The organism is Mycobacterium sp. NGS49, assembly GCF_059812565.1.
Map to the genome: position 1 here is coordinate 42041 of NZ_JCALCX010000013.1, position 24208 is coordinate 66248.

Here is a 24208-nt window from a genome sequence, read left to right on the forward strand (position 1 = left end):
CACGAAAAACGCGCCTACAGGGTGCATCCGACCAGGACAGGCTCGGGTTGCAGTGTGATACCAAACACGTCGCGAACCCCGTCCCGGACCGTGCGCGCAAGTAGTATCACGTCCTCCGCGGTCGCCGCGCCGCGGTTGGTCAGGGCCAGCGCGTGCTTCGTGGAGAGCCGGCACGGGGCGTTCTCATCCGGGTATCCCTTCCCGAACCCGGAACGCTCCACCAGCCAGCCCGCCGCCAGCTTGACGCCTCCGGGGGCCGGATAGTTCGGCACCGGGCCGTCGGTCGCTGCGGCCAGCCTTTCATACTCCTGCGGAGTGACGACCGGGTTGGTGAAGAAGGAGCCCACGCTCCACGTGTCGTGGTCACCGGCGTCGAGCACCATGCCCTTCTTGGCCCGCAGCGCCAGCACCGCCGCGCGCACCGCTCGGGGATCGCCGCGCTCGCCGCCGGCCGCGCCCAGCGCCGTCGTCAGCTCTGCGTAGCGCAGCGGTGCGCTGCGTCCCCCGGCATCCAGCGCGAACTCCACTTCCAGGACGATCGCGGGCAGATGGAGTCCGTCCGCCCGCTTGAGCATGCTGGTGCGGTACCCGAACCGAAGCTCCTGCGCCGGCACCCAACCCACGTCACCGCTGGCCCGATCCAACAGCCTGACCCGGGTGATGGTGTCGGATACCTCCACGCCGTAAGCCCCGACGTTCTGCACCGGCGTGGCTCCAGCCGAACCGGGGATGCCCGACAGGCACTCCAGCCCGCCCAAGCCGTGCTGGATGGACCGGACCACCACGTCGTCCCACACCGCACCCGCTTCGGCGCGCACCTTCTGGCCGTCGACAGTGATTCCGGCATTCTGCAGGCGCACCACCGTCAGGTCGGCAAGTCCGTCTCCGATCACCAAGTTCGAGCCGCCAGCAAACACCAGGACCGGACCGTCAGCCAAGCCGCTGGCTTGATGGTCCAGCGCACGCAACACGGCGATCACCTGATCGGTACTGTCGCAGGAGATTACGCGTCGGGCCACCGGGCCCACCCGCAGCGTGGTGAACGGCGCAAGCGGTACCGATTCGGTGACGCGCGCGCCGGCAAAGAGCGAACCGCCCTCGCTCGGTCTCATGTGCGGTAACGGTAGCCTGACCAGCTATGCCGCGTTCATTCGACATGTCGGCCGACTTTGAGGGCAGCGTCGAAGAGGTTCACCGGGCCTTCCACGACTTGGCCTACTGGCAGGGCAGGCTGGCGGAAACGCCGGTCGACGTCGCCCGCCTGGAGCGGATGCGTATCGGTGGCGAGTCCGGCGATGACGGCACCATCGAGGTGATCACCCATCAGACGGTGCTGAGCCACAACCTGCCCGCGCTGGTGACCCAGTTGCACCGGGGTGATCTTTGCGTGCGGCGCGAGGAGACCTGGGGCCCGATCAGGGATGGTGTCGCAACCGGGTCGATCGCCGGATCGATCGTGGGCGCGCCGGTGAACCTCTGGGGCACCGCGGCGCTGCTGCCGGTCCACCCATCCGGTGGCTCCCGGATCAGCGTCCAACTCACCGTCCAGGTGCGCGTCCCGTTCATCGGCGGCAAGCTGGAGCGGCTCATCGGCCACCAACTGGGTGAGCTGGTGTCAATCGAGCAGCGCTTCATGACGCTGTGGCTCGGCGGCTCATAAGCTGGCGTTCATGCGAATCGCGCTCGCCCAGATCCTCAGCGGCACCGATCCGGCAGCGAATCTGGAGCTGGTGCGCGAGTACACCGACCGGGCTGCCGCGGCGGGCGCCGCCCTGGTGGTGTTCCCCGAGGCGACCATGTGCCGGTTCGGTGTGCCGCTGGGACCGATCGCGCAGCCGGTGGACGGTCCGTGGGCGGCCGGTGTCCGCCGCATCGCGGCAGCCGCGGGCATCACCGTGATCGCCGGAATGTTCGCCCCCTCCGGGGACGGCCGGGTGACCAACACGCTGATCGCGGTGGGTCCGGGCACACCCCACGAGCCCGATACCCGCTACGACAAGATCCATCTCTACGACGCCTACGGGTTCACCGAATCACGGACCGTGGCGCCCGGCCGCGAACCGGTAGTCGTTGAGGTCAACGGCGTGGTAGTCGGTTTAACGCTCTGCTATGACATCAGATTTCCGGCGCTCTACACCGAGTTGGCCGACCGCGGCGCCCAACTCATCGTGGTGTGCGCGTCCTGGGGTTCCGGGCCCGGCAAACTCGAGCAGTGGACCTTGCTGGCGCGGGCCCGGGCGCTGGATGCAACCAGCTTCGTCGTCGCCGTCGGGCAGGCCGACCCGGGCGACACCGTGAGCGGGTCGAGCGCTCCCACGGGCGTAGGGGGCAGTTTGGTGGCGTCCCCGTTTGGAGAAGTGGTGGCCTCGGCGGGCTCTCAGCCGCAACTGGTCGTGACCGACGTCGACCTCGGGGAGGTGGTCAAGGCCCGCGACAACATCGCGGTGCTGCGCAACCGCTCAAGCTTCGCACGCGTCGATAGGGCAGAATCGCGAAGGTGACGACTCCGCAGGGACCCCGCAACGAAGGCCCGTCAGGTTGGGCGCGCCCGGGTGATCAAGGACCACTCGGTCGGCCTCCGGCTCCCGCGGATCCCTCCGCAGGCAGGCTGCATCCCGGCGATCCCCTGGCCGGACGCGGCCAGCAGCCTCCGGCCGCTCCCCCTCCACAGCAGGCCGATCAACCGGCCGCCGCCAATGCCGACACCCGGCGAATCGCCCATACCCCGCCGCCCACGCCGGGCGCCGACCGGACGACCCCGATCGCCCAGCCCACAGACCAGCCGGCCGAGGTCAAGAAGAAGAGGCGTTCCCGACGCGACCCGCTGGCCATTCTGCTGGTCCTGATCATCGTGTTTTCGTTGCTGGTCGCAGGTCTGATCGGTGCGGAGCTCTACGTCCGCCACGAAGCCAACAACAAGGTTGCCGCGGCGACGGCGTGCGTGGTCAAAGACCAGGCCACCGCGTCATTCGGCGTGACTCCGCTGGTTTTGTGGCAGGTGGCCACCGATCACTACACCAACATCACGATCGAGACGGCGGGTAACCAGATCCGCGACGCCAAGGGAATGAAGCTGCAGCTCAGCATCCAGGACGTCAAGGTCGAGCACACGTCGGACTCCAAGGGCACGGTGGGCGCGATCGACGCCGTCGTCACCTGGACCTCTCAGGGCATCAAGGAGTCGGTCCAGAACGCGATCCCGATTCTGGGCGAGTTCGTCACCAGCAGCGTCACCACGCACCCCAAGGACGGCACGGTCGAGTTGAAGGGCATGCTCAACGACATCACCGCCAAACCGGTGGTGGTCAATGGGGGCATCGAACTGCAGATCGTCAGCTTCAACACGCTGGGTTTCTCGCTGCCGAAGGAATCCGTGCAGTCCACACTGAACGACTACACCTCGAGTCTCACCAAGAACTATCCGATGGGCATCCGCGCCGAAAGCGTGGAGGTCACCGACACCGGCGTGGTGAGCCGCTTCGCGGCCCGCAACGCCACCATCCCGGCCGGCAACACCGACCCCTGCTTCGCCGACCTGTGAGCGGCAGCTAGAGCTGTCCCAGTCCGTCCAGTACCGCCCGGGTGCCGGACAGACCCAGCCGGGTAGCACCGGCATCGAGCATGGCCATCGCATCGGCGGCGCTGCGGATGCCGCCGCTGGCCTTGACGCCCAGCCGTCTACCGACGGCTCTGGCCATCAGCTCGACGGCGCGCACCGACGCCCCGCCGGCGGGATGGAACCCGGTCGAGGTCTTGACGAAGTCGGCGCCGGCTTCTTCGGCGGCTCGACAGACGGCCGTCAGCGTGTCCTCGCCGGCCATGCTGAGCAGCACGGCCGACTCCACGATCACCTTGAGCACGGCGCCGGGGGCGGCGGCCCGCACCGCGGCGATATCGGTCCGCACGGCGTCGAAGTGGCCGGCCAGCGCCTCGCCGATGTCGATCACCATGTCGATCTCGCCGGCGCCGGCGGCAACCGCAGCCGACGCCTCCTGAGCCTTGACCGCGGACAGGTGCTTGCCGGACGGAAAGCCGGCCACCGCTGCCACCCGAACACCGCCTGCGGCGACGGCGACCGGCACCATGGACGGCGAGACACAGACGGCGTAGACCCCCAGTTCGACGCCGTCGGCAACCAACGCCGCGATGTCGGCTTCGGTGGCCTCCGGTTTCAGCAGGGTGTGATCGACCGTCGCCGCCAGCTGAGCGCGGGTTGGCGGTCGGCCCATCAGAACGGTTCCTCCGGTGCGCCTGGATTGCATCCGGACGCCACCATCCCGGCGTCATCAGTGACGGGGCGCCACGGCTCGAGGTTCCAGCTGGTCTTGCCGGGTTGCGCGATCTCGGCGAACTGCCAGTGGCAAACGAACTGCGCGTGCATGCCGGGTGTGCCGGCCTCGGGTGACCTCGCGAGTACCTCAGACCACGCCTCGTCGGCATCGTGAGAGGTCGCGGTGCCGCGTGCTGTCCGGGACGCGGCGCGCCCCGACGGGGTCGGATAGACGCGCAGACTCTGCAGCCTCCCCCACGGGGCCCACTCGGTGTGGTCCACGAAGGGTGGCGCGTAGGACGAGCCGGCCAGGCCCGGATCGGCATCCGCCGGAACGGCGCCCAGCAGTGCGAACAGCACGGCCGCCGGCGCCACCAATACGACCTTCATCCGCTAGCGCGACTTACCCTGCACCTCGAGGAGCTTGGGCCGCACGTCGACCAGATAGACCCCCGTCGCAACCGCGGCCGCCGCGATCGCCATCACGCCGAAAATGCCGTAGAGGATGGTGATCAGCGCCAACGCACCGCCGAGGATGACCAGCCACAGCGGTTTGGTCTGCTTGTCGGCGGCGGTATATGCGTCCGAGCGCTGCAGCGCGGCGTGCACGAACGCGTACACCGTCGCCACCGCGACTGCGACCCACAGAACGAACATGACGGTACCTACGGCTTGCACGCCCACAAGACTATGCGGGCGGCCTCAAAAACGTCGACTCCAAGTCGCCGAAGTGCGGCGACTTGGAGTCGAGTGGCGTTTTTTCGGTCCAAGTCGCCGAAGTGCGGCGACTTGGAGTCGACTCGTAGGATCCGGCCCGGACTACTTCTGGGTGACCTTTTTGGCCGAAGCCTTCTTGGCCGGAGCCTTCTTGGCCGGGGCGGCCTTCTTGGCCGGGGCGGCCTTCTTGGCCGGAGCGGCCTTCTGGGCTGCGGGCTCCGCCTTCTTCGGCAGCTCGATGCCCACCAGCTTGGCGGCACGCTCACCGACGGCGCGGGTCTGCGACGCGACGGTGCCCAGCGCCTCCTGGGTCAGCTCCACGGCCTGGTCGACGTAGCCCTCGGCACGAGCCGACGCGTCCTCGAAGGCCGACTGGCTGCGCAGGCGCTCCAGAGCGGCCTCGCCGCGCTCGACCAGCTCGTTGTAGCGCGAGGTGGCAGCCTCGACGTAGCCCTCGGCAGCCTTGCGCAGTTCCTCCGTGGTGAACTTCTCGCGCAACTCGGTGAACTGCTCGGGCAGGTCCTCCTGCAGCTTGGTCAGGCGGGCGCGGCTCTCCTCAACCCGGCTGCGGGTGTCGGTGCGGGTCTCCTCGGCGCGCTCGCGCAGGTTGGTGCGGGTCTCCTCGGCACGCTCACGCAGGGTGACGATCAAGTCGTTGACGGTGGCCAGAGCCAGGTCGGCGGCACCGAGCGCCGCGAGCAACGGGGCTTTCAGGTCCTCAATGTTGTTGTTCTCAGCCATGATGATTCCTTTCTTTGATTTCAATATCAGGGTTATATCTAACTGGTGGGAAAAGGGCGCAAGCGTCGGCTCCTGTGGCAGGAAATGTCAAGACCCGCGGATTGACATCTGGCGCGCGACTTGCGGAAAACCTCCTGATGGTCGAGTCGGTTGGGTCGGTTATCGAAGCGCAGTGGCACCGGGGACCGATCACTTCCGTGTCTTGTTAACCTGCCTCCGGGTGACCTTCGTCGTCGGATTCGCTCGGACACTCCTCACGGCTGGCTTCGTTCTGCTGGGTGAAGGACGCGTAAATGTCCAACAGAACCTGCTTCTGACGCTCGGTGATCGCGTTGTCGGTGACGATGGCGTCACGAACCTGACTGGTCTCGCTCGGCTCTAGAATCCCGGCCCGCACGTAGAGGACCTCAGCGGAAACCCGTAGCGCCTTGGCGATCTGAGCCAGGACGTCGGCGGACGGCTTGCGCAGTCCCCGTTCGACCTGACTCAGGTACGGGTTGCTGACACCCGAACGTTCGGCAAGCTGGCGCATCGAGACTTGCGCCGTCTCGCGCTGCGAACGGATGAAGCTCCCGATGTCGGAGGCCACGTCAGAGGCTTTTGTGGACACTTTGGTGCCCAGTTTCTCCTCCGGCGGCATCAGTCACTCCTGCGTCAGACATTTGTTTGCTTACGCCCACCAGATTACGGAGGAGTGCTTGCTATTGCAAGCGCTTGTTAGCGCTCATCAGAAGAGCACTTGGGCGATGGCATAGATCGCCAGCCCGGCGAGCGCGCCCACGACAGTGCCGTTGATCCGGATAAACTGCAGGTCACGTCCCACATGCAACTCGATTCGACGGCTTGCTTCCTCGGCGTCCCAGCGTTCGATCGTCTCGGTGATGATCGCTGTGATCTCTACCCCATATTGCGAAACCAGGTGCTGAGCAGCCCGCACCATCCACTCGTCGACCTTGTCCCGGAGCCCGGCATCGTCACGCAACGACTCCCCGATGCGGATCACCGTGTCGGCGATTCGGGTGCGCAACGTGCTGGAGGGGTCGTCAACGCCTTCGAGCACCAGCCTCTTGAGCGTCGTCCAGGCCGTCTCGGCGGCCTTCGCAACCTCGTCCCGCGCCATCAACTGCTCTTTGACGGCGTCGGCGCGCGCGATGGTGTCGGGATCGTTCTGCAGGTCGTCGGCGAACTCGAACAGGAAGCGGGTCGCCGATCGACGCAGTTCGTGGTCGGGGTTGCGGCGCACCTTGTCGGTGAAGTCCATCAGTTCGCGGTGGATGCGGTCGCCGACCAGATGGTCGACGAAGCGCGGCGACCAGGTCGGCGAGTCACGCTCGACCACCCGCTGGATGACCACGCCGGCATTGAGCGACCACTGGAACGCCCGGTCAGCCAGCAACTGGATCAGCGCTTCCTGACGATGCTCGGCCAGCAGCGTCTGCAGCACCCGGCCCACTGGCGGGCCCCACTGCGGTTCGGCGATGCGGCGCACGATCATCCGGTCGATCACCTGCTGGACGTCCTCGTCCCGCAGCAGTTCCACCAGCACCCGCAGCACGGTGGCCACCTCGCCCGCCACCCGTTCGGCGTGTGCCGGCTCGGATAACCACTTACCCAGCCGGCTGGGCACCTGGGCGTCAAGGAGCTTGGTCTCCACCACCGCCGCAGACAGGAAGTTCTCTCGCACGAAGGTGCCCAGGCCCTCACCGAGCTGGTCTTTCTTGCGCTTGATGATGGCGGTGTGCGGGATCGGGATCCCCAGCGGATGCTTGAACAGCGCGGTCACCGCGAACCAGTCCGCCAGGGCGCCTACCATGCCGGCCTCCGCCGCGGCACCGACGTAACCCACCCACACCGGCGCCGTGCCGTGCGCGTTGGCCCATCGGCACAGTAGGAACACCACGGTGGCGCCGACCAGGAAACCCAGCGCCACCACCTTCATCCGCCGCAGCGCGGCGCGCCGTTCAGCGTCGGCGGCGGGGTCGGCGCCCGCGAACGATTCCGCGAGGGATGTCCGGTTGTGCCGTCCCCCGCCCCTTCCCGGCCCCGGCGGAGCGGCTGCGCCCACCCCTGCCGGCAAGGCTCTGTGTGCCACCACACCATCATCCGCTATCGCAACCACCGGTTAGTGTTACCCACACTGTTCGGAAGGCTCACGCAGTCCGGCGATCCGCTCAACGGGTCGCCGCAAGCCGTAGTATCGATCCGTCCAGGTAGTGAATGGGAATCGGCGACAGTGGCACAACACATCCCGGCTCGGAACGCGAAGACCGATGGCCGCAAGCGGCGTTGGCACCAACACAAGGTGGACCGCCGCAATGAGTTGGTGGACGGCACGATCGAGGCGATTCGCCGGCAGAGCCGCTTCCTGAGCATGGACGAGATCGCCGCGGAAATCGGAGTTTCGAAGACCGTCCTCTACCGCTACTTCGTCGACAAGAACGACCTCACCACGGCAGTAATGATGCGGTTTGCCCAGACCACCTTGATTCCCAACATGGCCGCGGCACTGTCGTCCAACCTCGACGGGTACGAGCTCACCCGTGAGGTCATCCGGGTGTACGTCGACACGATGGCGTCCGAACCGGAGCCGTACGGGTTTGTGATGGCGAACAGCTCGGGCAGCAAGAGCAAAGTGATCGCCGACTCCGAGCGGATCATCGCCCGGATGATCGCGGTGATGCTGCGCCGCCGCATGCGTGAGGCCGGCGTGGACGTCGGCGGCGTGGAACCTTGGGCCTACCTGATCGTGGGCGGTGTGCAGTTGGCCACACATTCCTGGATGTCGGACCCACGGATGAGCAGCGACGAACTGATCGACTATCTGACGATGCTGAGCTGGAGCGCATTGTGCGGAATCGTCGAGGCAGGCGGGTCCCTCGAGAAGTTCCGGGCACAGCCGCATCCGTCGCCGATCGTGCCCACCGGGGAGCAGTCTCGCGAAGGGTGAAGTGCCCGTCCGCCAGGTGCGGCCGCCGCAAGTGTGACGTAAAGCTGGCAACTGTACTCAAAAGCAGCGGATAACATGCAGGGAATGCATCGGGGGCGCTGCAGGTCCTACTGGTCGATATTTGTCCGGGAGCAACCCCGACAAGAGAAAGGCTGACTTTGCAAATGGCCGTGCAACTCACGCCCCATTTCGGCAACGTGCAGGCGCATTATGACCTGTCCGACGAATTCTTCCGCCTGTTCTTGGACCCGACTCAGACCTACAGCTGTGCTTACTTCGAGCGTGAGGACATGACGCTGGAAGAGGCGCAGTTGGCCAAGATCGACCTCGCGTTGGGCAAACTGGGCCTCGAACCCGGGATGACGTTGCTCGACATCGGCTGCGGCTGGGGCGCCACCATGCGGCGCGCCATCGAGAAATACGACGTCAACGTGGTGGGCCTGACGTTATCGGAGAACCAGGCCGCCCACGTCCAGAAGAAATTCGACGAAATGGACACCCCGCGCACCAGACGCGTGTTGCTGGAAGGCTGGGAGAAGTTTCACGAGCCCGTCGACCGCATCGTGTCCATCGGTGCCTTCGAGCACTTCGGCCGCCAGCGCTACCCACACTTCTTCAAGATGGCTTACCAGGTGCTGCCCAGCGACGGCGTCATGCTGCTCCACACGATCGTCCGGCCCACCTTCAAAGAGGCCAGGTCCAAGGGCCTGCCGCTGACCCACGAGATCGTTCACTTCAGCCAGTTCATCCTGGCCGAGATTTTTCCGGGCGGTTACCTGCCGACCGTTCCGGTGGTCGAAGAGCACTCGGAGGCGGCGGGCTTCTCGATGAAGCGGATTCAGTCGCTGCAACGGCACTACGCGCGGACGCTGGAAATCTGGGCAGCCGCTCTCGAGGCCAAGAAGGACCTGGCGATAGCGATCCAGTCGGAGAAGGTGTACGAGCGCTACATGAAGTACCTGACGGGGTGCGCGAAGCTATTCCGCGAGGGATACACCGACGTCGACCAGTTCACCCTGGCGAAGTAGCCGGAGCCGGCCTGCGCAGCTGACTCAGTACGTGTAAAAACCGCGGCCGGACTTCTTGCCCAGCAAGCCGGCCTCGACCATGCGCTGTAACAGAGGTGGCGGTCCGTAGAGCGGCTCTTTGAATTCGTCGTACATCTTGTCGGCGATCAGCTTGAGGGTGTCCAGACCGACGAGGTCGGACAGCTTGAGCGGACCCATCGGGTGCGACAACCCGGCCACCACGGCCTTGTCGACGTCTTCGACGGTGGCAAATCCCGCCTCGACCATCCGGATCGCCGCGAGCAGGTAGGGCACCAGCAGGGCGTTCACCACGAAGCCGGATCGATCCGAACACCGCACGACCTGTTTGCCCAGCACCGCACTGGCAAACTCCTCGGTACGGGCAGCCGCACCTTCGTCGGTGACCAGGGTGCTGACCAGCTCGACCAGCGGCAGTACGGGGACGGGGTTGAAGAAGTGCAGCCCGAGCACTCGCTGCGGGTTCTTGGTGGCAGCGGCGATCTTCATGATCGGGATGCTGGATGTGTTCGAGGCCAGCACCGCCTCCGGGTCGGTGACCACCCGGTCCAGCTCGGCGAATACCTGAGCCTTCACCGCCTCGTCCTCGACGATGGCCTCGATCACCAGCTGGCGGTCGGCCAGATCACCGAGCTCGGTGGTGAACGTAAGGAGACTCAACGCGCGGTCGCGCTCCCGCTCGGTGACCTTGCCGGCGCTGACACCGCGCTCCAGTGACTTCATGATGCGGCCGCGGCCCGCGGTGATCAGCGCATCGGTCGTCTCGAAAACCGTTACGGCGACGCCCGCGCGCACGGAGACTTCCGCGATACCGGAACCCATCTGCCCGGCTCCTACTACACCCACCCGCTCAATCGCCACCCTATGCTCCTCTCATAACCGCGAGCAGACGCAAAATCGCATCAATTGCGCTGCAAAAGTGCGATTTTGCGCCTGCTCGGCAGACTAGCTCAACCTAACTCAGTGGAACTGGCCCTCTTCGGTGGAGCCGGCCAGAGCGGTCGTCGACGAGGTGGGGTCGACGGTGGTGGCGATCCGGTCGAAGTAACCGGCACCCACCTCGCGCTGGTGCTTGGTGGCGGTGTAGCCACGCTCCTCGGCGGCGAACTCGCGCTCCTGCAGCTCGACGTACGCGCTCATCTGCTTGCGGGCGTAGCCGTGGGCCAGATCGAACATCGAGTAGTTCAGCGCGTGGAAGCCGGCCAGCGTGATGAACTGGAACTTGAAGCCCATCGCCCCGAGCTCCTTCTGGAACTTGGCGATGGTGTCGTCGTCGAGGTGCTTCTTCCAGTTGAACGACGGCGAGCAGTTGTAGGCCAGCAGCTGGTCCGGGAACTCGCTCTTGACGCCCTCGGCGAACTTCTTGGCCAGCTCCAGGTCCGGGGTACCGGTCTCCATCCAGATCAGGTCAGCGAACGGAGCGTAGGCCTTGGCCCGGGCGATGCAGGGCTCGAGACCGTTCTTGATCCGGTAGAAGCCTTCGTTGGTGCGCTCGCCGGTGATGAACGGGCGGTCCCGCTCGTCGACGTCGGAGGTGATCAGCGTGGCGGCCTCGGCGTCGGTGCGCGCGATGACAACCGTCGGAACATCCGCGACGTCAGCGGCCAGACGCGCCGAGGTCAGGGTGCGGATGTGCTGCTGCGTGGGGATCAGCACCTTGCCACCGAGGTGGCCACACTTCTTCTCCGACGCCAGCTGGTCTTCCCAGTGCGAACCGGCGACCCCGGCGGCGATCATCGCTTTCTGCAACTCGTACACGTTGAGCGCGCCACCGAAGCCCGCTTCACCGTCGGCGACGATCGGAGCCAGCCAGTTGTCCACCGACCGGTCACCCTCGACCTTGGCGATCTCGTCGGCGCGAAGCAGTGCGTTGTTGATCCGGCGCACGACCTGCGGCACCGAGTTGGCCGGGTACAGGCTCTGGTCGGGGTAGGTGTGGCCAGAGAGGTTGGCGTCACCGGCGACCTGCCAACCGGACAGGTAGATCGCCTTCAGGCCGGCGCGGACCTGCTGAACGGCCATGTTGCCGGTCAGCGCGCCCAGCGCGTTGACGAAGTCCATCGAGTGCAGCTGCTCCCAGAGCACCTCGGCGCCGCGGCGGGCCAAAGTGTGCTCCTCGACGACGTGACCCTGCAGCGCCACGACGTCCTGCGGCGTGTAGGTGCGCTTGACGCCGTTCCAGCGGGGGTTGTGGTCCCAGTCGTGCTGAATCTGCTCAGCGCTCTTCGGGGTACCGACTTCGGACATGAGGCTGCTCCTTACGGTCATTCTTTGACTGAATTTGCTTGCGATGAACCGTGTCCACCGCCGCGCAGATGGAAGTCCGAGGCTGGAACTTCACCTCAACTTCACTGACGTGCTAACTCGACCATGGCACACCGCATTCCCGCAGGTCCACCCATTCCACTTGCGAATTTCGGCTATGACTTGTGGTCATTTTGCGAACTTTGCGAAGCTGGCGAACTACTGAACCGGTTCAGAAGCTACCGACGGGTAACCGAAACCCGCAGGTCATCGGCAATTTACCGGGACGCTTGTCCTGTTAGAGAGTGAACAGCGCGGCGACGGCTTTCGTCTCGTCACCGACGGCATATGTGAGCGTTGTAACAGTCCGGTCGACCAGTCCGGGACCGAACTGTTCGGTCGAACCGGGCGGGTGCACCTGGGAGATGATCTCCAGCTTGTCGCCCAGCGCGACCGGGGCCTCGTGCTCGATGGTCACCCGCAGCGGCCCGGCCACCAACTCGGGATGGGACGCCAGGTAATCCTCGATGACGCTCCAATACACCGAATTGTTCATGTGGTCGAACAGGTCGATGTCAGTCACGCGGACGGGAAACTCGTGGATCTCGGTGGCGTCGTCGCGGCTGCCCGGTTTCAGGTAACCCTTCCAACGCAGTCGCTCCACGGCGGTGGTCTTGTGCAGACCCGCGAGAAAGTCGTCGGCGATGCGGGCCGGCATCTCTGTCTCCTTGTTCACGTGGATCCAGAATGCCTCGGACTCGATCAGGCCGCCCTTGCGTCCGTCGATACGGACCCGCATCTCACACCATCGGTTGGAGGTGCCCGAGCACCAGCGCCGGCACCGCAACATGTCCTGGAACTCGATGGGGCGAATCAGGTCCACCATCGTGCGGCGCACGATCCACAGCGGATGGGTCTCCTCGAAACCCATTTCGCGCAGCTGGTCCTGCCCGATGTCCTGGATGTGCCGGCATGCCGCGTCCAACCGCAACCGCCCGGTCCGGTCGATGTCGCCGACGCGCAGTGGCCACTCGCGGCCGAACACGTCGGGGCTACCGTCGGGCACCGGCATTAACTTTTTGTCCAGGCTCACGGCGCTGCTCCCCGTTTCCTCCTCGTGCCAAGACCACTTAAGCCTCGGAACGTCGAAGCGAATCATGCCAACGACCCACTCGAAATACCAATCTGACTTTGGCTGCCAAGTCTGCAAATTTAGGGCTTCGCAATGCCGACTACGCTGATCAGGATGTCCAAGACGTTTGTCGGCGCGCGCGTCCGCCAGCTGCGTAGTGAGCGGGGGTTCAGCCAGGCCGCGCTGGCCCAGATGCTGGATATCTCGCCGAGCTACCTGAACCAGATCGAGCACGACGTCCGCCCGCTGACGGTAGCGGTGCTGCTGCGGATTACCGAGGTGTTCGGAGTGGACGCCACCTTCTTCGCCTCCCAGGACGACACCCGGTTGGTCGCCGAACTGCGCGAGGTGACCATGGACCGCGACCTGGACATCGACATCGACCCGACCGAGATCGCCGAGATGGTCAATACCCACCCGAGCCTGGCGCGAGCGGTGGTCAACCTGCACCGCCGCTACCGGATCACCACCGCACAGCTCGCCGCCGCCACCGAGGAGCGCTATTTCGACGGCAGCAGCGGCAGCGGGTCGATCACCATGCCCCACGAAGAGGTGCGCGACTACTTCTATGAGCGGCAGAACTACCTGCACGAGCTGGACACGGCTGCCGAAGAACTGACCGTCACGATGCGGATGCACCATGGCGACCTGGCCGGTGAATTGACTCGCCGGCTCACCGAGGTCCACGGGGTGCACATCACCCGGCGCATCGATCTGGGCGACACCGTGCTGCACCGTTACGACCCGCAGAACAAGACGCTGGAGATGAGCAACCACCTGGCCGCAGGGCAGCAGGTATTCAAGATGGCCGCCGAGTTGGCCTACCTCGAGTACGGCGAGCTGATCGACAGCCTGGTCACCAACGGCAAGTTCACCAGCGACGAGTCACGGACCCTGGCCCGGCTCGGCCTGGCGAACTACTTTGCCGCCGCCGCGGTGTTGCCCTACCGCCAGTTCCACGACGTCGCCGAGAATTTCCGCTACGACGTCGAACGGCTCAGCGCCTTCTACCAGATCAGCTACGAGACCATCGCGCACCGGCTCTCCACGCTGCAACGCCCCTCCATGCGCGGCGTGCCACTGTCGTTCGTCCGGGTCGACCGGGCCGGAAACATGTCAAAGCGTCAGTCTGCCACCGGCTTTCACTTCTCCTCCACCGGCGGCACCTGCCCCCTGTGGAACGTCTACGAAACTTTCGCCAACCCCGGCAAAATCCTGGTGCAGATCGCTCAGATGCCCGACGGGCGCAACTATATGTGGGTGGCCCGCACCGTCGAACGGCGCGCGGCCCGGTATGGTCAGCCCGGAAAAACCTTCGCGATCGGGCTCGGCTGCGAACTTCGCCACGCGCACCGACTCGTCTACTCAGAGGGGCTGAGCTTGTCTGGGAATCTGGAATTGATCGCAACGCCGATCGGCGCGGGCTGTCGGGTCTGCGAACGGGACAACTGTCCGCAGCGGGCGTTTCCGGCCCTCGGTCGCGCGCTCGATATCGACGAGCATCGCAGCACCGTCTCCCCCTACCTGGTGAAGCAACCATGAGCGGCAATGAGGTGGCCCGCATTGCGCCCGGGCGGTTTCGCCAGTTGGGTCCGATCAACTGGGTAGTCGCGAAGCTCGCCGCCCGAAAGGTGCGGGCGCCGGAGATGCACCTGTTCACCACGCTCGGGTCCCGCCAGGGCCTGTTCTGGACGTGGGCGATCTATTCCGGACGCCTGCTGCGGGGCCGGCTGCCGACGATCGACACGGAGTTGATCATTCTGCGCGTCGCCCACCTACGGTCCTGCGAGTACGAACTTCAGCATCATCGCGGGATGGCGCGCAAAGCGGGGCTTGATGCCCAGACGCAGGCCACCATCTTCGCCTGGCCCGACGCGCCGCCCGGCGACGGGCCGCGCAAGGTACTCAGCGCCCGCCAGCAGGCGCTGTTGAACGCGACCGACGAGCTGATCAAGGACCGCACGATCAGCGAGGAAACCTGGCTGCAACTGGCGAGTCACCTCAACCGGGCTCACTTGATCGAATTCTGCATGCTGGCAACGCAGTACGACGGGCTGGCCGCGACCATCACCGCGCTGCGAATTCCGCTGGACAACCCGCGGTAGCGTCAGAGATACAGATTGGCCAGTACGGCCAGCGTCAACACCACGGGCAGTACCGGCAGGCCGAATGCGAACGCCGACCATCCGTACCGGCGACGCCAGCGCATCATCAGTCCGCCGATCACCGCGCCGACCGCCAGTGCACCCGACACCACCAGCACCGCCAGGCTCCACCGACTCACCGTTGTCACGTCATCGCCGATGGTGATGGCTGCGAGCCACAGCATGTAGCCGACGAGCAAACCGCCGATCGCGCCCACCACCACAGCGCCGTGCCGGGACTCCTCGTTGCGGGACATGAACACTTGGCGATGGTATCTCCCGCGGGGCCTGCGACTGTGCGGTGCTACCCGCGATTGCAGCTAACCGATCGGGGTGAGCGTGAATCTGTCGCGGTGATCGTCGAGATGGCACGGCGGTGAGCCATGCAGGAAGTCCACCTCGCCCGTCAGCGTCACGGGGTCCCACCACTGGATGACGTCCACCGGATGATTCCTCGCCGGGAACAGCACCTCGCCGACCAGATAAGCCGGACATTCCAGCCCGTCCTGGATCATCCGTGAATTGACATAACGGCCATTTTCCAGCCGAGCATCGAACCCTCGTCCCGGCTCGGTCGTCACGTGGGCGACGCACTGGGGGTTGCAGGTGGTCCTGATCGTCCACGTCCCCACGTCGCCGTCCTCGTCGGCGTAGTGGTACACGCCGTCCATCGTCGGAGCCTCGGCCGCGGCCGGTGATGCCGCGACACCGAGCCCAAGCCCCGCCAAGACAGCGAGCGCCACGGGAAGGGCCGTGATTCTCATGTGTTCCACCCTCGATCTTCGGCAACAGGATCCGGTTCACGAGGCGGTCAACCGTCAGTGAGTTTCCTCGCCGCCAGAGGCCGCGTCGAGCCATCTAGCACGAAATTTAGATTACGAAATATTTTTCGTCAATAATGGTGCGTATGATCGCGCTTTTTCATAGAAAGCGCATGTAAACGCCGGGTTCGGGTGCGGGTGCACGGCCGTCCGCGGTGTCCCGGTGCAGCACGCGGCGGCCGGTTGCTGCCGAGGCGTCGCGGCCTCGGAGAGAAGACTAGAAGTTGATCATGTGGCCGACGAGGCCGTGGAAGCACTCCTGCAGCGCCTCGGACATGGTCGGGTGTGTGTGTACGTTGCGGGCCAGTTCGGTGGCGGTCAGGTCCCACTTCTGCGCCAGCGTGAGCTCCGGCAGCAGCTCGGACACGTCGTGGCCGACCAGATGTCCACCGATCAGCTCGCCGTACTTGGCGTCGGCGATGAGCTTGACGAAGCCGCTGGGGTCACCGACCCCGTGCGCCTTGGCGTTGGCGGTGAATGGGAACTTCGCCACCACGACGTCATAGCCTTCGTCGCGAGCCTGCTCCTCGGTGAGCCCGAAGCTGGCGACATTGGGCTGGCAGAACGTGGCGCGCGGCAGCATCCGGTAGTCACCAAGCGCCAAAGTCTCTGCGCCGGCGATGGTTTCGGCCGCCACCACACCCATGGCCTCAGCGACGTGAGCCAGCATCAGCTTGCCGGTGACGTCACCGATCGCGTAGATGTGCGGCACGCTGGTCTGCATGTAGTCGGTGATGCCGATGGCCTTGCGGTCGGTGAGCGCCACCCCGGCCTTGTCCAGACCGTAGCCCTCGACGTTGGGCGCAAAACCGATGGCCTGCAACACCTTCTCGGCCTTGAGCTCCTCGGACTTGCCGTCCTTGCTGACGCTGACCGAGACTTCGGAGCCGTCGTCGGTGATCGACTCGACCTTGGTGCCGGTAAGGACCTTGATGCCGAGCTTCTTGAACGCCTTCTCGATCTCCTTGGACGCGTCGGCGTCCTCGTTGGGCAGCGCGCGCGGCAGGAACTCGACGATGGTGACGTCGACGCCGTAGTTCTTCATCACGTAGCCGAACTCCATGCCGATGGCGCCGGCGCCGGCGATGACGACCGACTTCGGCAGTTCCCGGGTCATGATCAGCGTCTCGTAGGTCACCACGTTCTCCGACAGCGACGTGCCGGGGACCAGCCGGGTGCTGCTGCCGGTGGCGATGATCGCGTTGTCGAACGTGACCTCGTCGGTGCCGCCGTCGTTGAGCTCGACCGAGATGGTGTTGGCGTCGGTGAACTTGCCGTACCCATGGATCTCGGTGATCTTGTTCTTCTTCATCAGATAGTGCACGCCGGCCACTCGCCCGTCGGCCACTTTGCGGCTGCGGTCGAACGCGACCCCGTAGTCGAAGGTGGCCTCCCCGCTGATGCCGAAGACCTTGGCTTCCTTGGTGAAGATGTGGGCGAGTTCGGCGTTGCGCAGCAACGCCTTCGACGGGATGCAGCCGACGTTGAGGCAGACGCCGCCCCAGTATTTCGGTTCGATGATTGCGGTGCTCAACCCGAGCTGTGCGGCTCGAATGGCTGCTACGTATCCGCCGGGACCTGCTCCGAGAACGACGACGTCATAGTGGGAAGTCACGAGCCCACACTAGTGGGCGACGACTTCCCACAGAAAGCACACCGCGGGAAGTCACGAGCCCACACTAGTGGGCGACGACTTCCCACAGAAAGCACACCGCGGGAAGTCACGAGCCCACACTAGTGGGCGACGACTTCCCACAGAAAGCACACCGCGGGAGGTCACGAGCCCAGCTGCTAGCAGATTATTCGGGCACCACGCCCATCAGACACGGTGTCGTCACGCGCTCGCAGTAATAGGAGCCGTACAGCGGCGCCGCGGCGGCGACCGAGGCGAACGGCGCCGACATCACCGCGATGGCCAGGGCGGCGATGAGGGGCTTGGACTCCACCATCGCCAGGATCAGCCCGGCGGCCGTGCACGCCACGACGTAGACGAATGTCGCGAACACCGGCGGAGTCTTGTCGAGGGTGTGGTACCACCAATAGAACAGGCTCAGCCCGAAGACTGCGGCGAAGAACCACACCCCGAACAGCACCAGTACGAACTTCCACCATTTCAGGTAGAGGTAGCGCCCGGGGACGGCAACGGGGCCGGGCGGTTCGGTCGCCGCATCCGCCGCCGCCACCGGCGTCACCGGCTCGGGATCCTTGGCCGGCGCCGGCCGGAACTTTCTGGCCGGCTCTTCGATATCGACCGGCGGCAACGGCTGAGAGTCGGTGTCGAAATCCGGTACGAACGGCACCGAGGGTTCACCGGCGTCGTACTTGGGCACTACCGGCACCTCGCCGGAGTCGAAGTCCGGGACGAAAGGTTCAGTGCCCGGGCTGAACTCCCGTTCCAGCTCGGTCTTGTTATCTGCCACCGGAAACCACCTGCAATGCCACGAGCATGCCGAGCCAGCCCGGTCCCAACGCCAGGATCGCCGCGCCGAGCATCGTCACCCAGCGACGACCGGAGAACAGGACCACTGACAGGCCGACCACGGCGGGTATGCCGACCACCAGCGCGATGGCGATGTCGGGACGGATCCGGGCGTGGATCAGCAGGCTGGACGCCACCGCCAGCAACTGACCAATCGCGCTGCCGACGAGCATGCCGCCGGCCAGCAGCCACGCACGCGGAAGGGGTATCACAAGGGACGACCTTACTGAACTACCGCAGCGGTATCCGGCATGTCCCCGGCGAGTTTTCGGTCACAAGATGGCCTCGCCTTGACTGCATTTCGCCACGCTCGCCGCCGCGCCGGTCCTCACAGGTTCGGCTTGCAGCAGTTCACTTTCGGCGCCGGGGCCGCACCCGCCGGAGCGATCAGAAGAAGCCCATCGCCTTGTCGGAGTAGGACACCAGGAGGTTCTTGGTCTGCTGGTAGTGCTCGAGCGCCATCTTGTGGCCCTCGCGCCCGAAGCCCGACTGCTTATAGCCGCCGAAGGCCGAGTGCGGCGGGTACACGTGGTAGCAGTTCACCCACACCCGCCCCGCCTTGATGTCGCGACCGGCCCGGTAGGCGGTGTTGCCGTTGCGGCTCCAGACCCCCGCGCCCAGCCCGTAGAGGGTGTCGTTGGCGATGCCGATCGCGTCGTCGTAGCTGTCGAACGGCGTCACCGCCACCACCGGACCGAAGATCTCCTCCTGGAAGATCCGCATCTTGTTGTTGCCGGTGAAGATCGTCGGCTGCACGTAGAAACCCCCGGACAGGTCGCCGCCCAGCTCGGCCCGTTCGCCGCCGGTGACGACGCGGGCTCCCTCGCCTTTGCCGATCTCGATGTAGGACAGGATCTTCTCCAACTGGTCGTTGGAGGCCTGCGAACCCAGCATGGTCTCGGAGTCCAGCGGGTCACCCTGCCGGACGGCTTTGGTCCGGATGGCGGCCAACTCCAGGAATTCGTCGTGGATGTCGGACTGGATGAGGCTGCGCGACGGGCAGGTGCACACCTCGCCCTGGTTCAAGGCGAACATGGTAAAGCCTTCGAGTGCCTTGTCCTGGAAGTCGTCGCCCGCGGCCATCACGTCGGAGAAGAAGATGTTGGGGCTCTTGCCGCCGAGCTCGAGGGTGACCGGGATCAGGTTCTGCGAGGCGTACTGCATGATCAGTCGCCCGGTGCTGGTCTCGCCGGTGAAGGCGACCTTGGCGATCCGGTTGCTCGAGGCCAGCGGTTTGCCGGCTTCCGCGCCGAAGCCGTTGACGATGTTGACCACTCCCGGCGGCAGCAGGTCACCGATCAGCGACATCAGGTACAGGATCGAGGCCGGCGTCTGCTCGGCGGGCTTGAGCACCACGGCGTTGCCCGCCGCCAGAGCCGGAGCCAGTTTCCAGGCGCTCATCAGGATGGGGAAGTTCCACGGAATGATCTGGCCGACCACGCCGAGCGGTTCGTGGAAGTGGTAAGCGACGGTGTCCTCGTCGATCTGGGACAACGCGCCTTCCTGGGCCCGTATCGCGGCCGCGAAGTACCGGAAATGATCGGCGGCCAGTGGGATGTCGGCGGCAATCGCTTCGCGGATCGGTTTGCCGTTGTCCCAGACTTCGGCCACCGCCAGCGCAGGTGCGTTCTCCTCCATACGGTCGGCGATCTTGTTCAGGATCGCGGCCCGCTCGGCGGCGGCTGCCCTGCCCCACCCCGGAGCGGCGGAATGTGCAGCGTCAAGGGCTTTTTCGACGTCGGCTTCATCGGATCGCGGAATCTCGCAGAACGGCTGGCCGGTCACCGGCGAAGGGTTCTCGAAGTAGCGTCCCGCAGCCGGCGCCACCCACTCGCCGCCGATGAAGTTTCCGTACCGCGACTCATATGACATCAGCGCCCCGGAAGAACCTGGACGTGCGAAAACTGGCATCTGCTCGGCTCCTCGTTAGTTCATGTAATACAGCTCACATTACCGCTGCGGCCAGAATGGCTTGTATGTCATCCGAGGCTGCCGAAGACCCCTACCTCTGGCTCGAAGACGTCACCGGCGAGGAGGCGCTGGATTGGGTGCGCGCGCGCAACGAGCCGACCAAAGCGGAATTCTGCGACGACGACTTCGAGCAGATGCGCACCGAGGCGCTGGAAGTGCTCGACACCGACGCGCGGATACCTTACGTGCGTCGGCGCGGCGAATATCTGTACGACTTCTGGCGCGACGCCACCAATCCCCGCGGCCTGTGGCGGCGTACCACGCTGGACAGTTACCGTACCGAGTCGCCCGAGTGGGATGTGCTGATCGACGTGGATGCATTGGGCCGCGCCGACAACCAGAACTGGGTCTGGGCCGGCGCGGACGTGATCGAACCCGAACTCACCCGCGCCCTGGTGAGCCTTTCCCCGGGCGGGTCTGATGCCGTTGTAGTACGCGAATTCGACATGCTGACAAGGGAATTCGTTGCAGACGGGTTCAAGCTGGCGGAAGCCAAGTCGCAGATCGGCTGGGACGATCCCGACACCGTACTGGTAGGCACCGACTTCGGCCCCGACTCGATGACCGAATCCGGTTATCCACGAATCGTCAAGCGGTGGCGACGCGGTACACCGCTGGCGGAGGCGGAGACGGTCTTCGAGGGCGAGCGCACCGACGTCAGCGCCGGCGGCTCCAAGGACCGCACCCCCGGCTTCGAACGCACCTTTGTCGGGCGTTCGCTGGACTTCTGGAACCGCCGGCGCTACGAGTTGCGCGGCGCCGAACTGGTGCCCATCGAGGTGCCTACCGACGTCAGCAGCATGTCGGTGCACCGGCAATGGCTGCTGATCGACTTGCGTACCGACTGGGCCGTCGGCGACACCACCTATCGCGCCGGCTCCCTGCTGGCAGCCAACTACGACGACTTCATCAGTGGTACACGGGAACTCACCGTCATTTTCGAGCCCGACGAGCACACCTGCCTCTACCACTACGCATGGACCAAAGACCGGCTGCTCATCGTCTCGCTGGCGGACGTCGCCAGCCGGGTGGAGATCGTCACACCGGGTAGCTGGCAGCGTGAACCCCTACCGGGCGTGCCCGAGTCGACCAACACCGTGATCGTCGCCGCCGACGAGACCGGCGACGAGTTCTTCCTGGACTCCAGCGGATTCACCACACCGTCGCGCCTGCTGCGCGGCGCCGGATCCGGCGAGCTGGAGCCGATCAAGTCGGCACCTTCGTTCTTCGATGCCGAAAAAATGGCCGTCGCACAGCATTTCGTGACGTCACAGGATGGCACGTCGATTCCGTATTTCGTGGTGCGCCCCACCGGAGCCGATGGGCCCGCCCCCACGCTGCTCTACGGTTACGGCGGCTTCGAGACGTCCAACACCCCGGGGTACAGCGGAGTGCTGGGCCGGCTGTGGCTGGCCCGCGGCGGCACCTACGTGCTGGCCAACATCCGCGGCGGCGGCGAGTACGGGCCGGGCTGGCACACCCAGGCGATGCGCGAAGGCCGCCACAAGGTGGCCGAGGACTTCGCCGCGGTGGCCGAAGATCTCGTCCGGCGCGGCATCACCACGGTCGGGCAACTCGGTGCCCAGGGTGGGAGCAACGGCGGCCTGCTGATGGGAATCATGCTGACCAAGTACCCGGAGAAGTTCGGGGCGCTGGTCTGCAGCGTGCCCCTGCTGGACATGAAGCGCTATCACCTGCTGCTGGCCGGCGCCTCGTGGATGGCCGAGTACGGCGACCCGGACAACCCGGACGACTGGGCGTTCATCTCGGAGTACTCGCCGTACCAGAACGTTTCATCCGACCCGAAGTATCCGCCGATTCTGCTGACCACCTCCACCCGCGACGACCGGGTGCATCCCGGCCACGCGCGCAAGATGACCGCCGCTCTGCAGGCCGCCGGCCACCGCGTCTGGTACTACGAGAACATCGAGGGCGGGCACGGTGGCGCCGCCGACAACGAACAACTGGCGTTCAAGGCGGCGCTGAGCTACTCGTTCTTGTGGCGGATGCTGGGAACCGTCACGTAGCTGTGACGCTGACAACGTCTACCGGTGAGCGACTTCGGGCACCCTTGGAGTCGTGTCCGCGCAACTTCCGGGAATCTTCGCCTCGCTTGCCCCGACCCTGGACCGGTTCGGGTACGCGGCCATCGTGGTCCTGGTCGGTCTGGAAGGAGTGGGGATACCGCTGCCCGGACAGATCATCCTGATTGCGGGCGGAATTTATGCCTCCAGCGGCCACTTGAACCTCATCCTGGTCCTGGTCACCGGACTGTTGGCGGCGGTAGCCGGCGACAACGCCGGCTACGCCATCGGCCGCTACGGCGGCCGTGAGCTGGTGTTGCGGTTCGGGCCGTATATGTTCCTCACCACCGACCGCCTGACGCGAACGGAACGGTTCTTCGCCAGGCGTGGCCACATCGTGGTCTCCGTCGGACGCTTCGTCGACGGCTTGCGCCAGGCCAGTGGCATCGCCGCCGGGCTTGCCCGGATGGATTGGCGCCGCTACCTGGCTTACAACGGCCTGGGGTCGGCGGTGTGGGTCGCAGTCTGGGTCTTCGCTGGGTATTTCGCAGGCAACCACATCGCCGGGCTCTACGGCGGACTCGAACGGTATTGGGCGTATCTGCTCGCCACCTGCGCAGCCGTCGCCGTCGCTGTGGCGGTCGGGTTGGTGCTCAGGCGCCGCCAGCAGGCCCCCGCCGAATGCTGAGCGGAATGCTGACCCGCCGCGCTTGACACCGCAGTCCGCCAGGAGCTTCGCTTCGGGCTATGCCGACCCCTGAATTCGAAACGCTGCTTTACCGTACGGCCGGACCGGTAGCCACCATCACGCTCAACCGCCCCGAGCAGCTCAACACCATCGTCCCGCCCATGCCTGAAGAGATCGAAGCGGCGATCGGATTGGCTGAACGCGACCACGACATCAAGGTGATCGTGCTGCGCGGCGCGGGGCGGGCCTTCTCCGGCGGTTTCGACTTCGGCGGCGGCTTCCAGCATTGGGGCGAGGCGATGATGACCGAAGGCCAGTGGGATCCCGGCAAGGATTTCGCGATGGTCAGCGCGCGCGAGACCGCGCCGACGCAGAAGTTCATGGCCATCTGGCGGGCGTCCAAGCCGGTGATCGCGCAGGTGCACGGCTGGTGCGTCGGCGGGGCCAGCGACTACGCGCTGTGCGCCGACATCGTGATCGCCAGTGAGGACGCCGTGATCGGCACTCCGTACAGCAGGATGTGGGGCGCCTATCTGACGGGCATGTGGCTGTACCGGCTGAGCCTGGCCAAAGTGAAATGGCACTCGCTGACCGGACGGCCGCTGACCGGTGTGCAGGCCGCCGACGTCGAGCTGATCAACGAGGCGGTCCCGTTCGAGCGCCTGGAGGCCCGGGTCGCCGAAATCGCGGCCGAGCTGGCGCAGATCCCGTTGTCGCAGCTGAGGGCGCAGAAGCTGATCGTCAACCAGGCCTACGAGAACATGGGGCTGGCGTCCACGCAGTTGCTGGGCGGCATTCTCGACGGCCTGATGCGCAACACCCCTGATGCGCTCGAGTTCATCCGCACCGCCGGCACCCAGGGCGTGCGGGCTGCGGTGGAGCGGCGGGACGGCCCGTTCGGCGACTACAGTCAGGCGCCACCGGAGCTGCGGCCGAACCCGTCACACGTGATAGTTCCTGATGGTGATGGGTAGTAAGATCGAC

At 65.5% G+C, this 24208-nt stretch carries 26 protein-coding genes; 10 read left to right on the plus strand and 16 right to left on the minus strand.

What is annotated here, in order from left to right; genetic code table 11:
* Window positions 1-14: 14 nt before the first annotated feature.
* Window positions 15-1112, minus strand: a complete 1098-nt coding sequence (locus AC5Y7D_RS15245; RefSeq protein ID WP_499925329.1) for a UDP-N-acetylmuramate dehydrogenase — start codon at window positions 1110-1112, stop codon at window positions 15-17.
* A 26-nt stretch (window positions 1113-1138) separates the two neighbouring features.
* Here AC5Y7D_RS15245 and AC5Y7D_RS15250 point away from each other — a divergent pair, with 26 nt between their 5' ends.
* From AC5Y7D_RS15250 to AC5Y7D_RS15260, 3 genes are read left to right on the plus strand one after another with little or no spacing between them, the layout of a single operon-like run.
* Window positions 1139-1660 (plus strand): DUF2505 domain-containing protein, encoded by a 522-nt coding sequence (locus AC5Y7D_RS15250; RefSeq protein WP_499925331.1) that lies wholly within the window; start codon window positions 1139-1141, stop codon window positions 1658-1660.
* 10 nt (window positions 1661-1670) lie between these two features.
* Entirely contained in the window at window positions 1671-2501 is an 831-nt protein-coding gene (locus tag AC5Y7D_RS15255; protein WP_499925333.1) for a carbon-nitrogen hydrolase family protein, read from the plus strand.
* Complete coding sequence (locus tag AC5Y7D_RS15260) at window positions 2498-3541, plus strand: LmeA family phospholipid-binding protein (RefSeq protein ID WP_499925335.1); 1044 nt, start codon at window positions 2498-2500, stop codon at window positions 3539-3541. Before AC5Y7D_RS15255 ends, AC5Y7D_RS15260 begins: the two co-directional genes overlap by 4 nt.
* Window positions 3542-3548: 7 nt before the next feature.
* Here the strand turns inward: AC5Y7D_RS15260 and deoC are convergent, their stop codons facing one another.
* The 6 genes from deoC to AC5Y7D_RS15290 form a co-directional block, all read right to left on the minus strand.
* Window positions 3549-4229 (minus strand): deoxyribose-phosphate aldolase, encoded by a 681-nt coding sequence (deoC, locus tag AC5Y7D_RS15265; protein ID WP_499925336.1) that lies wholly within the window; start codon window positions 4227-4229, stop codon window positions 3549-3551.
* The gene (locus tag AC5Y7D_RS15270; protein ID WP_499925339.1) at window positions 4229-4660 is read right to left on the minus strand and encodes a DUF2599 domain-containing protein; all 432 of its coding nucleotides are present in this window, start codon (window positions 4658-4660) and stop codon (window positions 4229-4231) included. Before AC5Y7D_RS15270 ends, deoC begins: the two co-directional genes overlap by 1 nt.
* A 3-nt stretch (window positions 4661-4663) precedes the next feature.
* A complete protein-coding gene (locus AC5Y7D_RS15275; protein ID WP_499925343.1) occupies window positions 4664-4927 on the minus strand; it encodes a DUF2516 family protein in 264 nt (87 codons plus the stop codon).
* Between the two features lie 162 nt (window positions 4928-5089).
* Window positions 5090-5728 carry a heparin-binding hemagglutinin HbhA gene (hbhA, locus tag AC5Y7D_RS15280; RefSeq protein WP_499925347.1) on the minus strand — a complete coding sequence of 213 codons (639 nt, stop codon included), beginning with the start codon at window positions 5726-5728 and terminating at the stop codon, window positions 5090-5092.
* A 205-nt stretch (window positions 5729-5933) separates the two neighbouring features.
* Window positions 5934-6368, minus strand: a complete 435-nt coding sequence (locus AC5Y7D_RS15285; protein ID WP_499925351.1) for a helix-turn-helix domain-containing protein — start codon at window positions 6366-6368, stop codon at window positions 5934-5936.
* 87 nt (window positions 6369-6455) lie between these two features.
* Window positions 6456-7823 carry a DUF445 domain-containing protein gene (locus AC5Y7D_RS15290; RefSeq protein WP_499925354.1) on the minus strand — a complete coding sequence of 456 codons (1368 nt, stop codon included), beginning with the start codon at window positions 7821-7823 and terminating at the stop codon, window positions 6456-6458.
* A gap of 138 nt (window positions 7824-7961) precedes the next feature.
* Between AC5Y7D_RS15290 and AC5Y7D_RS15295 the strand changes: the two genes are divergently transcribed.
* Both AC5Y7D_RS15295 and pcaA read left to right on the plus strand, forming a co-directional pair.
* Window positions 7962-8675: a TetR/AcrR family transcriptional regulator gene (locus AC5Y7D_RS15295; protein WP_499925357.1), complete on the plus strand. Its 714-nt coding sequence runs from the start codon at window positions 7962-7964 to the stop codon at window positions 8673-8675.
* A 164-nt stretch (window positions 8676-8839) separates the two neighbouring features.
* The gene (gene pcaA / locus AC5Y7D_RS15300; RefSeq protein ID WP_499925358.1) at window positions 8840-9703 is read left to right on the plus strand and encodes a cyclopropane mycolic acid synthase PcaA; all 864 of its coding nucleotides are present in this window, start codon (window positions 8840-8842) and stop codon (window positions 9701-9703) included.
* A gap of 24 nt (window positions 9704-9727) precedes the next feature.
* Here the strand turns inward: pcaA and AC5Y7D_RS15305 are convergent, their stop codons facing one another.
* The 3 genes from AC5Y7D_RS15305 to AC5Y7D_RS15315 form a co-directional block, all read right to left on the minus strand.
* A complete protein-coding gene (locus AC5Y7D_RS15305; RefSeq protein WP_499925359.1) occupies window positions 9728-10582 on the minus strand; it encodes a 3-hydroxybutyryl-CoA dehydrogenase in 855 nt (284 codons plus the stop codon).
* A 99-nt stretch (window positions 10583-10681) separates the two neighbouring features.
* Window positions 10682-11968 carry an isocitrate lyase gene (gene aceA / locus AC5Y7D_RS15310; protein ID WP_499925361.1) on the minus strand — a complete coding sequence of 429 codons (1287 nt, stop codon included), beginning with the start codon at window positions 11966-11968 and terminating at the stop codon, window positions 10682-10684.
* Window positions 11969-12263: 295 nt separating this feature from the next.
* Window positions 12264-13058: an acyl-ACP thioesterase domain-containing protein gene (locus AC5Y7D_RS15315; RefSeq protein ID WP_499925364.1), complete on the minus strand. Its 795-nt coding sequence runs from the start codon at window positions 13056-13058 to the stop codon at window positions 12264-12266.
* A 153-nt stretch (window positions 13059-13211) separates the two neighbouring features.
* Here AC5Y7D_RS15315 and ramB point away from each other — a divergent pair, with 153 nt between their 5' ends.
* Both ramB and AC5Y7D_RS15325 read left to right on the plus strand, forming a co-directional pair.
* Window positions 13212-14639: an acetate metabolism transcriptional regulator RamB gene (ramB, locus tag AC5Y7D_RS15320; RefSeq protein ID WP_499925366.1), complete on the plus strand. Its 1428-nt coding sequence runs from the start codon at window positions 13212-13214 to the stop codon at window positions 14637-14639.
* Window positions 14636-15202: a carboxymuconolactone decarboxylase family protein gene (locus AC5Y7D_RS15325; protein WP_499925368.1), complete on the plus strand. Its 567-nt coding sequence runs from the start codon at window positions 14636-14638 to the stop codon at window positions 15200-15202. Before ramB ends, AC5Y7D_RS15325 begins: the two co-directional genes overlap by 4 nt.
* A 2-nt stretch (window positions 15203-15204) precedes the next feature.
* On the opposite strand, the gene AC5Y7D_RS15330 is transcribed toward AC5Y7D_RS15325, so the two are convergent.
* The 6 genes from AC5Y7D_RS15330 to exaC form a co-directional block, all read right to left on the minus strand.
* Window positions 15205-15498, minus strand: coding sequence for a hypothetical protein (locus tag AC5Y7D_RS15330; RefSeq protein ID WP_499925644.1), 294 nt, complete (start codon window positions 15496-15498; stop codon window positions 15205-15207).
* 63 nt (window positions 15499-15561) lie between these two features.
* Window positions 15562-16005: a hypothetical protein gene (locus AC5Y7D_RS15335; protein ID WP_499925370.1), complete on the minus strand. Its 444-nt coding sequence runs from the start codon at window positions 16003-16005 to the stop codon at window positions 15562-15564.
* 274 nt (window positions 16006-16279) lie between these two features.
* Window positions 16280-17677, minus strand: coding sequence for a dihydrolipoyl dehydrogenase (gene lpdA, locus AC5Y7D_RS15340; protein ID WP_499925373.1), 1398 nt, complete (start codon window positions 17675-17677; stop codon window positions 16280-16282).
* A 184-nt stretch (window positions 17678-17861) separates the two neighbouring features.
* Window positions 17862-18482, minus strand: coding sequence for a hypothetical protein (locus AC5Y7D_RS15345; protein WP_499925375.1), 621 nt, complete (start codon window positions 18480-18482; stop codon window positions 17862-17864).
* Window positions 18472-18753: a putative holin gene (locus AC5Y7D_RS15350; RefSeq protein WP_499925376.1), complete on the minus strand. Its 282-nt coding sequence runs from the start codon at window positions 18751-18753 to the stop codon at window positions 18472-18474. Before AC5Y7D_RS15350 ends, AC5Y7D_RS15345 begins: the two co-directional genes overlap by 11 nt.
* 175 nt (window positions 18754-18928) lie before the next feature.
* On the minus strand, window positions 18929-20452 hold the full coding sequence (gene exaC, locus AC5Y7D_RS15355; protein ID WP_499925378.1) for an acetaldehyde dehydrogenase ExaC: 1524 nt from the start codon (window positions 20450-20452) through the stop codon (window positions 18929-18931).
* A gap of 56 nt (window positions 20453-20508) precedes the next feature.
* Here exaC and AC5Y7D_RS15360 point away from each other — a divergent pair, with 56 nt between their 5' ends.
* From AC5Y7D_RS15360 to AC5Y7D_RS15370, 3 genes are read left to right on the plus strand one after another with little or no spacing between them, the layout of a single operon-like run.
* On the plus strand, window positions 20509-22539 hold the full coding sequence (locus tag AC5Y7D_RS15360) for a prolyl oligopeptidase family serine peptidase (RefSeq protein ID WP_499925381.1): 2031 nt from the start codon (window positions 20509-20511) through the stop codon (window positions 22537-22539).
* A 52-nt stretch (window positions 22540-22591) separates the two neighbouring features.
* Complete coding sequence (locus AC5Y7D_RS15365) at window positions 22592-23224, plus strand: DedA family protein (protein ID WP_499925383.1); 633 nt, start codon at window positions 22592-22594, stop codon at window positions 23222-23224.
* Between the two features lie 59 nt (window positions 23225-23283).
* On the plus strand, window positions 23284-24198 hold the full coding sequence (locus AC5Y7D_RS15370) for a crotonase/enoyl-CoA hydratase family protein (RefSeq protein ID WP_499925385.1): 915 nt from the start codon (window positions 23284-23286) through the stop codon (window positions 24196-24198).
* Window positions 24199-24208: the final 10 nt, after the last annotated feature.

What these genes read in the sequence shown, in the direction of transcription:
- AC5Y7D_RS15330 (WP_499925644.1), bottom strand. Translation starts at nt 15,498, where the DNA reads ATGTCCCGCAACGAGGAGTCCCGGCACGGCGCTGTGGTGGTGGGCGCG.
- AC5Y7D_RS15250 (WP_499925331.1), top strand. Translation starts at nt 1,139, where the DNA reads ATGCCGCGTTCATTCGACATGTCGGCCGACTTTGAGGGCAGCGTCGAA.
- pcaA (WP_499925358.1), top strand. Translation starts at nt 8,840, where the DNA reads ATGGCCGTGCAACTCACGCCCCATTTCGGCAACGTGCAGGCGCATTAT.
- AC5Y7D_RS15285 (WP_499925351.1), bottom strand. Translation starts at nt 6,368, where the DNA reads ATGCCGCCGGAGGAGAAACTGGGCACCAAAGTGTCCACAAAAGCCTCT.
- exaC (WP_499925378.1), bottom strand. Translation starts at nt 20,452, where the DNA reads ATGCCAGTTTTCGCACGTCCAGGTTCTTCCGGGGCGCTGATGTCATAT.
- AC5Y7D_RS15270 (WP_499925339.1), bottom strand. Translation starts at nt 4,660, where the DNA reads ATGAAGGTCGTATTGGTGGCGCCGGCGGCCGTGCTGTTCGCACTGCTG.
- AC5Y7D_RS15245 (WP_499925329.1), bottom strand. Translation starts at nt 1,112, where the DNA reads ATGAGACCGAGCGAGGGCGGTTCGCTCTTTGCCGGCGCGCGCGTCACC.
- aceA (WP_499925361.1), bottom strand. Translation starts at nt 11,968, where the DNA reads ATGTCCGAAGTCGGTACCCCGAAGAGCGCTGAGCAGATTCAGCACGAC.
- ramB (WP_499925366.1), top strand. Translation starts at nt 13,212, where the DNA reads ATGTCCAAGACGTTTGTCGGCGCGCGCGTCCGCCAGCTGCGTAGTGAG.
- AC5Y7D_RS15360 (WP_499925381.1), top strand. Translation starts at nt 20,509, where the DNA reads ATGGCTTGTATGTCATCCGAGGCTGCCGAAGACCCCTACCTCTGGCTC.
- hbhA (WP_499925347.1), bottom strand. Translation starts at nt 5,728, where the DNA reads ATGGCTGAGAACAACAACATTGAGGACCTGAAAGCCCCGTTGCTCGCG.
- AC5Y7D_RS15255 (WP_499925333.1), top strand. Translation starts at nt 1,671, where the DNA reads ATGCGAATCGCGCTCGCCCAGATCCTCAGCGGCACCGATCCGGCAGCG.
- deoC (WP_499925336.1), bottom strand. Translation starts at nt 4,229, where the DNA reads ATGGGCCGACCGCCAACCCGCGCTCAGCTGGCGGCGACGGTCGATCAC.
- AC5Y7D_RS15275 (WP_499925343.1), bottom strand. Translation starts at nt 4,927, where the DNA reads ATGTTCGTTCTGTGGGTCGCAGTCGCGGTGGCGACGGTGTACGCGTTC.
- AC5Y7D_RS15370 (WP_499925385.1), top strand. Translation starts at nt 23,284, where the DNA reads ATGCCGACCCCTGAATTCGAAACGCTGCTTTACCGTACGGCCGGACCG.
- AC5Y7D_RS15325 (WP_499925368.1), top strand. Translation starts at nt 14,636, where the DNA reads ATGAGCGGCAATGAGGTGGCCCGCATTGCGCCCGGGCGGTTTCGCCAG.
- AC5Y7D_RS15335 (WP_499925370.1), bottom strand. Translation starts at nt 16,005, where the DNA reads ATGAGAATCACGGCCCTTCCCGTGGCGCTCGCTGTCTTGGCGGGGCTT.